Consider the following 15,272-nt stretch of genomic DNA (forward strand, 5'->3'; position numbering starts at 1 on the left):
GGCATGGACTCCGACGAACCGGCCGAACGCGGCGCGCACCACGTGCAGTCGCTGGAGCGCGGGCTGGCGGTGATCAAGGCCTTCAGTGCCCAGGCGCCGCACCCGACGCTCAGCGACGTCGCGCGGATCACGGGCCTCACGCGCGCCGCCGCGCGCCGGTTCCTGCTGACGCTCGTGGATCTCGGTTACGTCCGCACCGACGGCAAGTACTTCTCGCTGACTGCGCGCGTGCTCGACCTGGGGTACGCGTACCTGTCGAGCCTGTCGCTGTCGGAGGTCGCGCAGCCACACCTGGAGCGGCTCTCCGCGCAGGTGCGGGAATCCAGCTCCGTGTCGGTGCTGGAGCCGCCGGACATCGTCTACGTCGCGCGCGTGGCGGTTTCGCGCATCATGACGGTGAGCATCAACGTCGGCACGAGGTTCCCGGCCTACGCGACGTCCATGGGTCACGTGCTGCTCGCCGACATGACGCCGGTCGAGCTCGAGGCGTACTTCATGATCACCGAGCTCGACCGCCTCACGTCTCACACCCTCACCGACCGCGCCGCCCTCGAGGCCGAGCTCGCGCAGGTCGCCGAGCAGGGCTGGGCCATGGTCGACCAGGAGCTCGAGGAGGGCCTGCGCTCGGTCGCCGCGCCGATTCGCAACCGCCAGGGCCGCGCGGTCGCCGCCGTGAACATCTCCACGCACGCCAGCCGCACCCCCGCCCACTCCGTCCGCGAAGATCTGGTCCCGCCCCTGCTGGACACGGCCCAAGCCATCGCCGCCGACCTGGCCGGCTCGAGCCCCGCGCAGGCAGCCCGTGGCTGAGCTGCTTACTGCTGTCCCGGCCGCGGTGCCGGCTCGTGTGTCGGGCTGGTCGCCTGTGGCTGAGCTGCTCACTACTGCCCCGGCCGCGGCGCCGACCGACTCCACTTTCGGCCGGCCGGGTGCCACCGCAGGCCACGAGCAGGCCGACTCCGCACGAAGTGACCCGGCAGGCCCGGTTGCTGAGCGCACCGACTCCGAGGTCGCGCCGGGTGGACCCGGTGCGGTTCGGGCACTCGTGACCGCAGGGCCGGGAGTGGCCACCGCGAATGCCGAGGCGGCGAAGTCCGCTGCCGGCGGGCCCGGCGCCGGTGCGGCTGTGAGCGGGCAGCAAACGACCTCGGCGTCGCATCAGCGGGCCGCGGGCTCGGCTGCGGCAGCCGGTGGCTCGACCGAGTCGTCGGAAAGCCTGCCGACCGACCGGGCAACCGCTGCGAGCGGCGACCCGGGGGCCGCGCCGGCCGGCCCCGGTACCGGTGCGGCTCCACGCGTGGCCGGGCTGCTGCTCGCCGCCGGGGCGGGGCGGCGGTTCGGGGGGCCGAAGGCGCTGGTCGAGCTGGACGGGGAACCGTTGGTGCGGCGGGCGTTGCGGACGTTGACCGACGCCGGCTGCGGCCCGGTGCGCGTGGCGGTCGGGGCAGCGGCCGAGGACGTGGTGAAACTGCTGCCCGACCCGGGCCAGGCGATCTACGCCGAGGGCTGGGAAGGCGGCATGGGTGCGTCTCTGAAGGCGGGGCTGGCGGTGCTCGCCGCGCAGTTCCCGGACGGCGCCGACAGTGCCCCCGTGGCGGTGCTCGTGCATCTGGTGGACCTGCCGTGGGTGCCGGCGGCGGCGTTGGCGCGGGTGGTCGCGAAGGCGTCGCCGACGGCTGTTGTCCGGGCCGCTTACGACGGCGTGCCCGGGCATCCCGTGCTGTTCGGGCGGCGGTGGTGGGGCGAGGTCGCCGCGTCGGCGCAGGGGGACCGCGGGGCGCGGGACTGGTTGCGGGGCCGGGAGGACGTCGTGCTGGTCGAGTGCGGGGATCTGGGCAGCGGCCAGGACGTCGACCGGCCCGCTGACCTGGGGCGGACCCCGAAGGCGGCGGGATGACCGGCGCAACCACGCCCGGGAGCCCTACGATCGGGAGCGTGACCGAGTCCCTCGTTTCGCCCGAAGAGCTCACCGCCGCGCTCGACGCCACCGGGTACCTCGCCGACGAGGGACTGGCGACAGCCGGGTTCCTCGCCCTGCGCCTGCGGCGGCCGTTGTTCTGCGAAGGCGAACCGGGGACGGGCAAGACGTCGCTGGCGCTGGCCCTCTCGGCCGCGCTCGACCTGCCGCTCGTGCGCTTGCAGTGCCACGAGGGCATCGACGCCGCGCAGGCCCTCTACGAATGGGACTTCCCCCGCCAGCTCCTGCACCTGCGCGCCCTCGAAGCGGCCGACGGAGGCCGCCTCGACGCCGAGACCGCCGAGCGCTCGCTCTACACCGAGCGCTTCCTGCTCGCGCGCCCGCTGCTGCAGGCCCTGACCACCGCGCCGTGCGTGCTGCTCGTCGACGAGATCGACCGCGCCGACGACGAGTTCGAAGCCTTCCTGCTGCAGTTGCTCGACGAGTACACCGTCACCATCCCCGAGTACGGCGAGGTCCGCGCCGAGCAGCCGCCGCTCGTCGTGCTCACCTCCAACCGCACGCGCGAGGTCCACGATGCCCTCAAGCGCCGCTGCCTCTACCACTGGCTCGAGCACCCCGACCTCGCCCGCGAGATCACCATCCTGCGCCGCCGCATCCCCGGCATCGGCGAAACCCTCGCCCGCCAGGTCGCCGACGCCGTCCACCGCCTCCGCGCCATGGACCTGCTCAAACCCCCGGGCGTCGCCGAATCCCTCGACTGGGCCCGCGCCCTCCTCGCCCTCGACCGCGACGAGCTCGACGCCGCCACCGCCGCCCGCACCCTCGGCGCGGTCCTCAAGTACAGCGAGGACATGGACCGCGTGCGCGCCAAACTGGACACGCTGTTCTCCTGACGCCGCTCGCCTCCGCGCTCGGCCGCGCGGCGGTACCGGCTCGCGCACGGTCGCACCTTGCCACCGCCGCTCGCTGGTGCGCGGCGCGGCGTTCGACCAGCGCCGAGGCCGTCCGCGGCGGTGAGTGGCGCCGCGTAGCGGTGCTCTTGCAAGGCGAGGCAGTGGCTTTCAGCGGGGCCGGTGTTCCGCGAGCGCGTTGCTTTCTCTTGCCGCGTCCGGTGCCGACTGCCTCGGCGCAGCACCCGACGCCTGCCGGGGGAGTGGTGATGCTCGCGCGAAGCGAGTAGCGCGCGTTCCGCGAACGCGAAGCTGCTCTCCTGCCCTGCCCGAACGCTGAGCGCCCGGCCCAGTGTTCGAGCGGCGCCGAAGCAGTCGACCGCGGTGAATGGCGCCGCGTGGTGGTGCACGCGCGAGGCGCACAGGGCCGTTCCGTGCGGCCGCTGCTCCGGGAACGTCGGGCAGCCCTGCCCGCGCTCGATTCGTCCACAGTGGACGAAACGGTCATTGCGTTGACCGGAACACCGCCCGCGAGCCATGCTTTTCCCACCACCGCGACAGACGCAGCCGAGAGGAGGAAGACCGTGCGGATGACCGAGATCGATCGCGCAGCCGCGGTCTTCCCCGTGCGCTGACCTGGCACGCGACCCGGCTCTGAACCCCGGCAGCGAGCCCGGGACCGAACCCCGGCGCCGAACCGGGCCCTGCCGACCGGCGACCGAGCCCGCCGCGCCACTGAAGCGCAAAACCGGGCCCGAGCCACCAGTACGCGAAGTTCCCGATCTTTCACCGAAAGTCTCCGCGCGCCCGCCCTCCCGCTACCTTGGGCGGTCGCTGCGCGGAGCCGCCGAGCGCGCGCGTCGTCCCGGGGGAGGGGTGGCGTGCGCGCTCGCGTCATGAGCGAAAGCCACGCCGCGGGCGAAACCGTTGCACAATGGAGGCATGGACACCGAGGTCGCCGATCCGCTGGCCGGGCTCGCCGGGTTCGCGGCGGCTCTGCGCGAAGCGGGCGTTGCCTGCGATGCGCGCCGCGTGCAGGCGTACCTGGCGGCCGTCGCGGAGGTGGACATCGCGGAGCGGACGCAGCTCTACTGGGCCGGCCGGCTCACGCTGTGCTCCGATCCTGACGACCTGCCGCGCTACGAAGAAGCCTTCGCCCGCTGGTTCGAAGGCGACGAGACGCGCCGCGGCACTCAGTCCGCTCCCGCGCAGAAGCGCGCCCGCATCGCGCCGCTGACCTCCGACACCAGCGGCAGCGGCGAAGGCGAGGAAGCGCCCGACAGCCTCAAAGTCGCCGCGAGTGATCAGGAAGTGCTGCGCCACCGCGACCTCGCCGAGCTCACCAAAACCGAGCGCGAGCACCTGCGCGAGCTCCTGGCCACCCTCAAACCGGTTCCGCCCAGACGCCGCGCCGCGCGCCGCCACCCAGCCCACCGCGGCCGGCTGGACCCCGCCCGCACGCTGCGCGCCATGCTCGCCGACGGCGGCGAACCCGTGCGCCTCGTCCGGAGCCGCCGCGGCACTCGCCCGCGGAAAACAGTGCTGCTCATCGACGTCTCCGGTTCGATGAGCCCCTACGCCGACGCGTTGCTGCGCTTCGCCCACGTGCTCACCAAGTCCGCGCCGTCGAGCGTCGAGGTCTTCACGCTCGGCACGCGCATGACGCGGGTGTCGCGCCAGCTGCGGCAACGCGACCCGGAGCAGGCCATGCTCGCGGCCGGCAACGCGGTGCCCGATTTCGCCGGTGGCACACGCCTCGGCGAGACGCTGCGGGTGTTCCTCGACCGCTGGGGACAGCGCGGGATCGCGCGCCGCTCCGTGGTCACCGTGTTCTCCGACGGCTGGGAGCGCGGCGACGTGACGTTGCTGTCCGAGCAGCTCGGCAGGCTGCGCCGGCTCGCGCACGCCGTATTCTGGGTGAATCCGCACGCGGGGCGGGAGGGGTACGCTCCGGTTCAGTCCGGCATTGTGGCCGCCCTGCCCCACATCGACCGCTTGCTGGCCGGGCACAGCCTGGCGACTTTGGAACGACTGCTCGGGGAGATTGCCGATGCGTGACGTACTGGACGACGTGTACCGCCGCTGGCTGGCGGGCGAGACGGTGGGCCTGGGCACGGTCGTGGCCACGTTCTCGTCGGCGCCGCGGTCACCGGGCGCGTCAATGGTGGTGGCGCCGGACGGCACCGTCGCCGGCAGCGTGTCCGGCGGGTGTGTCGAGGGTGCCGTGTACGAGCTGGCCCAGGAAGTGGTCGCCGACCGCAAGCCCGTGCTGCAGCGCTACGGCGTGACCGACGACGACGCCTTCGCCGTGGGCCTGACCTGCGGCGGGATCATCGACATCTACGTGGAGCACCTCGACCGCGAGTCGATGCCGGAGCTGGACCAGGTCGTGGCCTCGGTGCGCAGTGGCGAGCCCGTCGCCATCGTCACGATCGTCGAGCACGAGGCGCCCGGGCTGATCGGCGAGCGCATGATCGTGTGGCCCGACCGCGTCGAGGGTTCGCTCGGCTCGTCGCGCATGGACGATGCCGTGGTCGACGACGCGCGCGGCCTGCTGGCCAACGGCCGCACCGGCACCCTGCGCTACGGGCCGGACGGTCAGCGCCGCGGCGAGGGCATGGCGGTGTTTGTGAACTCGTTCGAGCCGCCGCCGCGGCTGCTCGTGTTCGGCGCCATCGACTTCGCTGCCGCCATGGCGCGCATGGGCGCCTACCTCGGCTACCAGGTCACGGTGTGCGACGCGCGGCCCGTGTTCGCCACCAGCAGCCGCTTCCCCGACGCGCACGAGGTCGTGGTCGACTGGCCCCACCGCTACCTCGCCGCCGAGGCCGAGGCCGGCCGCATCGACAGCCGCACCGCGATCGCCGTGCTCACGCACGACCCGAAGTTCGACGTGCCGCTGTTGGAAATCGCGCTGCGGCTCGACGTCGGCTACGTCGGCGCCATGGGCTCCCGCAAGACCCACGACGACCGGTTCTCCCGCCTGCGCGAAGCCGGCATCACGGAATCCGAGCTGGAACGGCTTTCGTCGCCGATCGGCCTGGACCTGGGCGCACGAACGCCCGAGGAGACCGCGGTGTCGATCGCGGCGGAGATCATTTCGCTGCGCTGGAGCGGCACCGGACGACGACTGGCCGCGTTGTCCGGCCGGATCCACAACTGAGCGTTTTTCAAGAAGTCCCGCACCCCGTAGTGTGCGGGACTTCTTCATGACCCCGCATCTGCAGAGATAGCTGCGGCAAATAACCGCACTTGCGGTAAATGTCCCGCTGCAGAGCTGAATCCGCGGTGAGCCAACGAGGAATCCGCAAGCGACTCGGCGCGCGGTGGGCGAATGACCGGAAATCCCCACGCCCAGGCGGAAGTCGACCATGCCGCAACCGTCCTCCTGAAGCCCGGGCGAGTTTTGCCGCCGGGTGGAAAAATCACCCTAACGGAGGTCCGCATCTGCGGAATGGCCTCGCACATAAGCGTGCAGATGCGGGAGCGCGGCCGGGATGTGCGACATCGGGACTTGTCCGCGCGCGAAAGGAGTAGCAGGCTCCCGTGTGAGGCCGATCACGATCGACCTTGGCCGTTCCCGAACCGGCCCGCCGGCCCCACCCGGGCCAGGCGGGCATTTGCTCTTGGAGGCCTTTGATGCGCATCACCGTCACCGTCGACGGCACGAAGTACACCGATGAGGTGGAGCCCCGCACACTGCTTGTCCACTACCTGCGGGAACGCGTCGGGAAAGTGGGCACGGTCGTCGGCTGCGACACCAGCAACTGCGGCGCGTGCACCGTCCACCTCGACGGCCACAGCGTGAAATCCTGTTCCGTGCTCGCCGTCCAGGCCGACGGCAGCGAGGTCACCACCGTCGAAGGGCTCGCCCGCGACGGGCAGCTCCACCCCGTGCAGAAGGCGTTCCGCGACAACCACGCCCTGCAGTGCGGGTTCTGCACGCCCGGCATGATCATGGCGTCGATCGACCTGCTGGCCGACAACCCCGATCCGGACGAGGAGGCCGTACGCGAAGGCCTCGAAGGAAACCTCTGCCGCTGCACCGGCTACCAGAACATCGTGCGCGCCGTGCGCGACGCCGCGCAGCACATGAGCCCGGGCGCCGGACCCGAGGCCGAGCAGATCAAGCACGTCGGCGTGGGTGGTGAGTGATGACCGCGACCATTGAGCCGGAAGTCGGAAAATCCCGTCTCCGCAAGGAAGATGAGCGGCTGATCACCGGCCGCACGCGCTGGACCGACAACATCGTGCTGCCGGGCATGCTGCACCTCGCCGTGCTGCGCAGCCCGATGGCGCACGCGAAGATCGTGTCCCTGGACGTTTCGGCGGCCAAGGACTCGCCCGGTGTCGTCGCGGTCTACACCGCGAAGGACCTGGACCCGGACGGCTCGATCGGCATGCCGTGCGCGTGGCCGATCACGCCGGACATGAAGGCGCCGCGCCGGCCGGTACTGGCGGACGGCCAGGTCAACTTCGCCGGTGAAGGCATCGCGGTGGTCGCCGCCCGCACCGCCGCCGAAGCCCACGACGCGCTCGAGGCGATCGACGTCGAGTACGACGAGCTGCCCGTGGTCCTCGACATGGAGGCCGCGCTCGCCGAGGGCGCGCCGCTCGTGCACGAGGACCTCGGCACCAACAAGAACGCGTTCTGGGTCTTCGACTCGGGTGAAGCGGGCACCGGCGGCAAGATCGACGACGCCATCTCGTCGTCGGAGATCGTGGTCAAGCGCCGCTTCCGGCAGCAGCGGCTGGTGCCGGCGTTCATGGAGCCGCGCGCGTGCGTGGTCGACCCGACGGGCGCGCAGATCACGATGTGGTCGGCTACGCAGATCCCGCACATCCTGCGGGTGATGACGGCGCTGACGCTGGGTCTCCCGGAGCACAAGTTGCGTGTGATCGCCCCCGACGTCGGCGGCGGTTTCGGCGGCAAGATCGGTGTGCTGCCGGAAGAGATGATGACCGTGCTGATCGCGCAGAAACTCGGCAAGCCGGTGAAGTGGAACGAGTCCCGGTCCGAGGCGATGGTCACCGCACATCACGGCCGCGACCAGATCCAGGACATCACGATCTCCGCCAACGCCGACGGCACCGTCACCGGGCTCAAGGTCGAGCTGCTTGCCGACATGGGCGCCTACAACGGGCTCGTCGGTCCGGGGGTGCCGATCCTCGGCGCGTTCATGTTCAACGCCATCTACAAGTTCCCGGCATACCACTTCGCCTGCACGAACGTGTTCACCACCACGACGATCACCGACGCCTACCGCGGTGCCGGGCGGCCGGAGGCGACGTTCGGGGTCGAGCGGATCATGGACGAGCTCGCCGACGAGCTCGGCATGGACCCGATGGAGCTGCGCGAGAAGAACTGGATCAAGCACGAGGAGTTCCCGTTCACCACGGTGGCCGGGCTGACCTACGACTCGGGCAACTACGAGGCGGCCACCGCGAAGGCCAAGGAGCTCTTCGACTACGACGGCCTGCGGCGCGAGCAGGCGCAGCGACGTGAATCGAACGACCCGGTGCAGCTCGGCATCGGCATCTCCACCTTCACGGAGATGTGCGGTCTCGCGCCGTCGCGGGTGCTCGGCTCGCTGGACTACGGGGCCGGTGGCTGGGAATACGCGTCGATGCGCATGCTGCCGACCGGCAAGGTCGAGGTCACCAGCGGCGCGTCCGCGCACGGCCAGGGGCACGAGACGGCGTGGAGCCAGATCGTGGCCGACCAGCTGGGCGTCCCCTTCGAGGATGTCGAGATCCTGCACGGCGACACGCAGTCCTCGCACAAGGGCATGGACACCTACGGGTCGCGTTCGCTGGTGGTCGGCGGCATCGCCGTCATCAAGGCCGCCGAGAAGGTGATCGCGAAGGCCAAGCCGATCGCCGCGCACATGCTCGAGTGTGCTGAGGACGACCTCGAGTTCGCGGGTGGCAAGTTCACCGTGAAGGGCACGGATTCGTCGACGACGCTGCAGGACGTCGCGCTCGCCGTGTTCGCCGCGCACGACCTGCCGGACGGGATCGAGCCGTCACTCGACTCCGACGCCACGTTCGACCCGGAGAACTTCTCGTTCCCGCACGGCACGCACCTGTGCGCGGCCGAAGTGGACACGGAGACGGGTCGCATCAACCTGCGCTCGTACGTGTGCGTGGACGACGTCGGCGTGGCGGTGAACCCGCTGATCGTGGAGGGCCAGGTGCACGGCGGGCTCGCGCAGGGTATCGCGCAGGCGCTGTTCGAGGAGGCCGTGCACGACGAGAGCGGCACGCTCACCACGGGCACGTTCGCCGACTACCTGCTGCCGTCGGCGGCCGACCTGCCCTCGTTCACCACGGCGCGCACCGAGACGCCGTCGACGACGAACCCGCTGGGCGCCAAGGGCGTCGGCGAGGCCGGCACGATCGCCTCGACGCCGGCGGTGGTCAACGCGGTGATCGACGCCGTGCGCCACTTCGGCGTGAACGATATCGAGATGCCGTTGACACCGATGCGCGTGTGGCACGCCATCCAGCACGGAACCACGGCAGCCGGGGGAGCCGGCTCGGAGGCCGGTGGCGGCCTCGGTTCGATCGACCCCTCCGGAGGTGCCCAGTGATCCCGGCCCCGTTCGAGTACGTGGCCCCGTCCAGTGTGGACGAAGCCGTGCAGGCGCTCGCGGCGGCAGGCGAGGACGCGAAGGTGCTGGCGGGCGGGCAGAGCCTGCTGCCGGTGCTGCGGATGCGCCTCGCCGCGCCGACCACGCTCGTGGACCTGCGCAAGCTCTCCGAGCTGCGCGGCGTGCGCGAGGACGGCGGCGACCTCGTGATCGGCGCGATGACCACGCACTACGACGTGCAGCGCGACCCGCTGGTCGCCGAGCACGCCGCGCTGGTCAAAGCGGCCACCGACACCGTGGCCGACCCGCAGGTGCGCCACCGCGGCACGTTCGGCGGCTCCATCGCGCACGCCGACCCTGCGGGCGACCTGCTGGCCCCGGTCCTGGCATTGGACGGCTCGTTGGTGATCGCCGGCCCCGGCGGGCGTCGTACGGTGGCGGCGGCGGAGTTCTTCCAGGACTTCTTCACCACGGCGCTGGCGCCCGACGAACTGCTCGTGGAGGTGCGGCTGCCCAAGCACACGGGCTGGGGCGCGCACTACGAGAAGTTCAACCGGGTGGCGCAGGCGTGGTCGATGGTCGCGGTCGCGGCGACCGTCCGCACCGAGGGCGGCGTGATCGAGGAGGCCCGCGTGGCGCTCACGAACATGGGCTCGACGCCCGTGCGCGCGGTCGCCGTGGAACAGGCGCTGGTGGGCGCTTCGGCCAACGTCGACGTGATCCGCGCGGCCGCCGCGCACGCCGCCGACGGCACGAGCCCGACAGCGGACAGCAACTCCGACGTCGAGTACCGACAGCACCTCGCGCGGGTGCTCACTGGCCGTGCCCTGACGGCTGCGGTCGGAGCCTGATTGTCGACGAGGCCCACCTTTCGGCCGTCACGGCCGTAAGGTGGGCCTCATCGGTTCTTGGCTTTTGGTTCTGCGGTTCGAAGGAGAGGAGGTCGGCCCGTGCGGCTCGACCACGAATTCACCGTCCCCGCACCTCTGGAGGAGGTCTGGCAGGCCGTCATCGACCCCGAGCGCGTCGCCCCGTGCATGCCCGGGGCAGCGCTCACCAAGGTGGAGGGCGACTCCTTCACGGGCACGGTGAAGGTCAAGCTGGGCCCGATTTCCCTGCTGTACAAGGGATCCGGCGAGTTTCTCGAAAAGGACGAAGCGACCCGCAAGGTCGTCATCAAGGCCGCCGGCAAGGACTCCCGCGGCGGCGGCACCGCGGCGGCCACTGTGACCGTGACCCTCAGCTCGACCGACGACGGTGGCACCCACGGTGACGTGGCCAGCGACATCGCCATCACGGGCCGCCCGGCGCAGTTCGGCCGCGGCCTGATCTCGGAGGTGGGCGGGAAACTGCTGGACACCTTCGCGGGCAACCTGGCCGAATCACTGCGAACGGACTCCGGTGCGGGTGCTGCGTCCGGTTCGGCCGCGGCGTCCGCCGGCTCGGGCTCGGTGTCGACGCAGCCGGCGACTGCGGCCGCTCCGGCGGCCGAAGCGGCCGCGAAGGGCGACCTCGCCGAACAATCCGCCGCCGACAGCGCCGAAGCCGGCTCATCGGCCCCGAAGCCCCAGCTCCGCAGCGTCCCCTCCGAAGGCTCGACCGGCGAAACCGAAGCCATCGACCTCCTGGACTACGCGGGCCGGTCTGTGGCCAAGCGCCTCATCCCGGTCGCCGCGGGCGCCGCGGTGCTGTTCGTGGTCTTCATGATCATCCGGACCCTGCGCCGCCGCTGACTCGGTGACGCCGGCGGGTCCGCGGGGTCGCCCCGCGGACCCGCCGGCGATCTCCTCCCGGGCGGCAGGCATGCCGGCAAGCCTCTACCGGCGTGTCGTGGGGTTGCACCGCCGCCCACCGGACGACGAAACCCCCGCCCTCCCCAGGGGGCGTGCCCATGTCCATTCTATCGGCCCACCCCGACAAAACCTGGCGAAAGCCGCCCGGAGCGCTTGGTTGTCCACAACTCGGCTCGGCTGTGGACAATCAGGGCGGCGGCTCGCGGAACCCGGCCGCGAGCTCGGCGAACCGGGGTCCAGAACCTGGCGAAGCACCCGGCCGAGCGGTTGGGCAAGCAAGTCGGCGCAGCGCCCGCCCGAACTGGCAACCCAGCCAAGCGCCCGGCCACAGCCTCACCCAACCCGGAAATTGCCCACCCGCTCTACTCTAACCATGCCCGCCGGGCAGAGGACCTCCAGGAATTCCCCCGGTCCGGCGACGGCGGAGGGTTGACCGGCTACTCTAGGCCACCTCGTCGGCCGAAGGGGCGTCACGATGCTGGGAGCGGGTCCCCGGGGCGTCCGGGGTGCGCTGGCGGCGTGGCGGGAGTGGGACGGCCTGCCGTCGCGGTGGGGGATGTGGGTGGCGGCGCGGCGGAGGTGGATCGCGTATGCCGTGATTTGTGAGCTCGCCGCCGTCACGGCCGTGGCGGTCGGGTTCGCGACCGATTTCGGCGGCCGGGTCCAGCTCGGGTGGTTCGCGACGCTCGTTGTGCTCGGCATCGCGCAGGCGGAGATGTCGCGGCGGAGCGAGCGGCTACGGCGGTGGATGAGCGGCCAGACGCACATCAACGTCACCTCCGTCTGGTACCTCGCAGGCGCCTTCCTGCTGCCGCCGGCCTGGGTCGCGTTGCTGGCGCTGGTCCTCTACCTGCACCTGTGGCTGAGGGTGTGGCGCAGCGTCCGCACGCGGCCCGCGCACCGGTTCCTCGCGAGCACGGCGTGGGCGATGCTCAGCTGCTTCGCGGCGTCCTCCGTGCTCACCATCGACCATCTCAACGACGCGACGCTCAACACGTGGCACGGCGTGCTCGCCCTCGTCGCGGCGGCGGCCGTGTTCGAGGTGGTCAACATGGCGCTCGTCGCCGCCGGGATCTACCTCTACACGGGCAGCCGCCAGGCCGCGGACCTCATCGGCACGTGGGAGGACAACGCCTTCGAGATCGCGACACTGTGCCTCGGCGGCCTCGCCTCGCTCGCGCTCGTGGCGCAACCCGTGCTCGTCGTCTTCGTGGTGGCGCCGCTGCTTCTCCTGCACCGCTACCTGCTTCTGAAGCAGCAGCTGCAGGTCGCCGCAGTCACGGACGAGAAGACCGGGCTGCTCAACACCGCCGGCTGGCACGACCTCGCCACCCGCGAGTTCACGCGCGCCCGGCGAAGGGGCCCCGGCAGCGAGTTCGCCGTCCTGATGATCGACCTCGACCACTTCAAGCGCATCAACGACACCTACGGCCACCTCACCGGCGACGAGGTCCTCGCCGCCGTCGCCGTGGCGATCTCGGACGCCGTGCGCCAGAGCGACACCGTCGGGCGCTTCGGCGGCGAGGAGTTCGTGGTGCTGTTGCCGGCCACCGGCGGCACGCCCGTGCTCGCCATCGCCGAGCGCGTGCGCGTCGCGGTGGGGGAGCTGAGCGTGGTGGTCGGCGGGACGGTGCGGGTCAGCGGCCTGTCGGTGTCCGTCGGCGTCGCCGGCTACCCCGAGGCGGGTGACACGCTCGACCAGGTGCTGCGCTCGGCCGACGCCGCCCTCTACCGAGCCAAGGACGCCGGACGCAACCGCGTCGCCGTGTGAGTCACCGCTCGAAATAGGTGCTCCGCCAAGTTGTTGAACGTTGTATGAGTGCGGATCACGAGACTGATGTCGTGGTGATCGGGGCGGGACAGGCGGGGCTGACGGCGGCGTACCACCTGCGCCGCGCGGGCCTTGCCAACGAGAGCGGTTTCGTGGTCCTCGACCACGGCAAACGCCCCGGCGGCGCATGGCAGTACCGCTGGCCCTCGCTCGTCGTCGGCAAGGTCCACGGCATCCACGACCTGCCCGGCATGGCCTTCGGCACGCCCGACACGACCAAGCCCGCCAGCGAGGTCGTGTCCGAGTACTTCGGCCGCTTCGAAAAGACCTTCGACCTCCCGGTGCACCGCCCGGTCGACGTCACGGCCGTGCGCAAAACCGGTGACCGCCTGCTGGTCGAGACCCCCGCCGAGACGTGGGCCGCGCGCGGTGTGGTGAGCGCGACGGGCACCTGGGACCGCCCGTTCTGGCCGCACTACCCGGGGCAGGAGACGTTCACCGGACGCCAGCTGCACACCGCCGACTACACCGGTGCCGAAGAGTTCCGCGGCCGCCGCGTGGTCGTGGTCGGCGGCGGCACTTCGGCCGTGCAGCTGCTGATGGAGATCGGGCCCGTCGCGAAGTCCACGACCTGGGTCACGCGCCGTCCGCCAATCTGGCACGACCAGGACTTCACCGAGGACTGGGGCCGCAAGGCCGTGGCGAAGGTGGAGCAGCGTGTGCGAGAGGGGCTGCCACCGCAGAGCGTCGTGAGCGTCACCGACCTCGCCGTGACGCCCGAGGTGCGCGCCGCGGAGGCCGCCGGCTACCTCGACCGCAAGCCGATGTTCGACCACCTCGTGCCGGAAGGCGTCGTCTGGGCCGACGGCACCTTCGAACCCGCCGACCTGATCCTCTGGGCCACCGGCTTCCGCGCCTCGATCGACCACCTCGCCCCCCTGCACCTGCGCGCGCCGGGCGGCGGCATCCGCATGGACGGCACGCGCGTGGTCGCCGAACCGCGCCTGCACCTCGTGGGCTACGGACCCTCGGCCAGCACCGTCGGCGCCAACCGCGCCGGACGCGCTGCCGTGCAGGAGATCCGCCGGTACCTCGGCCTCTGAGCTCGACAACTCCATACGACGTAAAGTATCGTCCCCGCTAATCGCTTACATCGTAAAGAGATGGGGGCCGACATGGTCACGCTGCCCGGGGGAGCCACGATCGACGTCGAGGTGCACGGCGACGGACCGGCACTGCTGCTACCCGTGAACCCGCGCCCGCTGGAAGGCGAGCAGGCCGAGTCCGTGCGCCAGTGGGGCGGCGACCCCGCGCTGGGCCGCTCGCTCATCGACGGTCTCGCCGGCTTCCGCGTGATCGCCTTCGACTACGAGGGGCACACCCTCGCCCATCCGCGGCCGGAAACCCTTACGCCGGAAGAAATCTCAGCCGACCTGCTGGCGATCGCGGCAGCGGTGAACGCCGACCGATTCGCCTACTACGGCTACTCCTGGCTCGCCCTCGCCGGCCTGCAGCTCGCCCTGCGCACCGACCGCCTCAGCGCGCTGGTGATGGGTGGCTACCCGCCGCTCGACGGCCCGTACGACGCGATGCTCGCCGTCACCCGGGCGACGCACATGATGCCCCGTACCGAAGGCGGCGCCGCGACACCGGGCGACTGGGACTCCGTCGACTTCACGATGTCCACGGCGCAGACCCGCCAGTTCGTCACGCTTTACGAGGCCCTGCAAGGCTTCGACGACCACGCCGTGCACCTGACGTGCCCCCGCCTGTGCTTCGCGGGCGCCGAAGACCGCATCGAATACGGCGAACGCTGGGGTGGCGTCACGGTCGACATCGCGGGTCCGCTCGTGCGCAATCGCGCGGCCCTGGAACGCGACGGCTGGATCGTCGAGCTGCTCGACGGGCTCGACCACCTGTCTGCCATGCAGGCCAAGGTCGTGCTCCGGATGATCTCGGCCATCAGGCCACGCTGAGTTCCCCCGGACGCCGTAATTGCCGAACGGGCCTGCGGCGGACCGGGGTGCGGCGCTCCTGCGCGAACACAGAGGAACTGCTGCTGGAGCCGGCCGTACGCGGGTGGAGGCAATGGCGTGACGCCGTCACCGCAGCAGTCCTCGACCGAGCCGGGCTGGGGCCGGACCAGGTCGCGGCCGTCCTCGCGAGCACCATGACCACCGAGTAACTCCGAAACCTCAGCACTGCCGCGAATCCGAGCTGGAACCGGGGCCTCGACTTCGAGCCCGAACTCGGCCCGCTCCTGCGTGCTGTGGCCGTGGGGTTGGCGTAGATCGAAAATAGACA

At 71.3% G+C, this 15,272-nt stretch carries 12 protein-coding genes; all 12 read left to right on the forward strand.

Features of this window, described 5'->3' with window-relative positions; genetic code table 11:
- Positions 1 to 3: 3 nt before the first annotated feature.
- The 12 genes from AB0F91_RS21815 (at position 4) to AB0F91_RS21870 (ending at position 14,944) form a co-directional block, all read left to right on the forward strand.
- Positions 4 to 810, forward strand: coding sequence for an IclR family transcriptional regulator C-terminal domain-containing protein (locus tag AB0F91_RS21815; protein WP_360599825.1), 807 nt, complete (start codon positions 4 to 6; stop codon positions 808 to 810).
- 487 nt (positions 811 to 1,297) lie between these two features.
- Complete coding sequence (locus AB0F91_RS21820) at positions 1,298 to 1,897, forward strand: nucleotidyltransferase family protein (protein ID WP_360599828.1); 600 nt, start codon at positions 1,298 to 1,300, stop codon at positions 1,895 to 1,897.
- On the forward strand, positions 1,894 to 2,814 hold the full coding sequence (locus tag AB0F91_RS21825) for a MoxR family ATPase (RefSeq protein WP_360599830.1): 921 nt from the start codon (positions 1,894 to 1,896) through the stop codon (positions 2,812 to 2,814). The genes AB0F91_RS21820 and AB0F91_RS21825 overlap by 4 nt, the downstream gene beginning before the upstream one ends.
- Before the next feature lie 939 nt (positions 2,815 to 3,753).
- Positions 3,754 to 4,869: a VWA domain-containing protein gene (locus tag AB0F91_RS21830; protein WP_360599832.1), complete on the forward strand. Its 1,116-nt coding sequence runs from the start codon at positions 3,754 to 3,756 to the stop codon at positions 4,867 to 4,869.
- Entirely contained in the window at positions 4,862 to 5,974 is a 1,113-nt protein-coding gene (locus AB0F91_RS21835) for an XdhC/CoxI family protein (protein ID WP_360599834.1), read from the forward strand. The genes AB0F91_RS21830 and AB0F91_RS21835 overlap by 8 nt, the downstream gene beginning before the upstream one ends.
- Before the next feature lie 476 nt (positions 5,975 to 6,450).
- Positions 6,451 to 6,966: a (2Fe-2S)-binding protein gene (locus AB0F91_RS21840; protein WP_360599836.1), complete on the forward strand. Its 516-nt coding sequence runs from the start codon at positions 6,451 to 6,453 to the stop codon at positions 6,964 to 6,966.
- The gene (locus tag AB0F91_RS21845) at positions 6,966 to 9,404 is read left to right on the forward strand and encodes a molybdopterin cofactor-binding domain-containing protein (protein WP_360599838.1); all 2,439 of its coding nucleotides are present in this window, start codon (positions 6,966 to 6,968) and stop codon (positions 9,402 to 9,404) included. Before AB0F91_RS21840 ends, AB0F91_RS21845 begins: the two co-directional genes overlap by 1 nt.
- The gene (locus tag AB0F91_RS21850; RefSeq protein ID WP_360599840.1) at positions 9,401 to 10,255 is read left to right on the forward strand and encodes a xanthine dehydrogenase family protein subunit M; all 855 of its coding nucleotides are present in this window, start codon (positions 9,401 to 9,403) and stop codon (positions 10,253 to 10,255) included. The genes AB0F91_RS21845 and AB0F91_RS21850 overlap by 4 nt, the downstream gene beginning before the upstream one ends.
- 99 nt (positions 10,256 to 10,354) lie before the next feature.
- Positions 10,355 to 11,137 carry an SRPBCC family protein gene (locus tag AB0F91_RS21855; protein ID WP_360599843.1) on the forward strand — a complete coding sequence of 261 codons (783 nt, stop codon included), beginning with the start codon at positions 10,355 to 10,357 and terminating at the stop codon, positions 11,135 to 11,137.
- Between the two features lie 535 nt (positions 11,138 to 11,672).
- Positions 11,673 to 12,968, forward strand: coding sequence for a GGDEF domain-containing protein (locus AB0F91_RS21860; protein WP_360599845.1), 1,296 nt, complete (start codon positions 11,673 to 11,675; stop codon positions 12,966 to 12,968).
- A gap of 44 nt (positions 12,969 to 13,012) precedes the next feature.
- On the forward strand, positions 13,013 to 14,071 hold the full coding sequence (locus AB0F91_RS21865) for an NAD(P)-binding domain-containing protein (RefSeq protein ID WP_360599847.1): 1,059 nt from the start codon (positions 13,013 to 13,015) through the stop codon (positions 14,069 to 14,071).
- A 60-nt stretch (positions 14,072 to 14,131) separates the two neighbouring features.
- Complete coding sequence (locus tag AB0F91_RS21870) at positions 14,132 to 14,944, forward strand: alpha/beta fold hydrolase (protein ID WP_360599849.1); 813 nt, start codon at positions 14,132 to 14,134, stop codon at positions 14,942 to 14,944.
- Positions 14,945 to 15,272 lie beyond the last annotated feature (328 nt).

Origin of the sequence: Amycolatopsis sp. NPDC023774 (assembly GCF_040639695.1) — a bacterium.
Taxonomy (GTDB): Bacteria; Actinomycetota; Actinomycetes; order Mycobacteriales; family Pseudonocardiaceae; genus Amycolatopsis.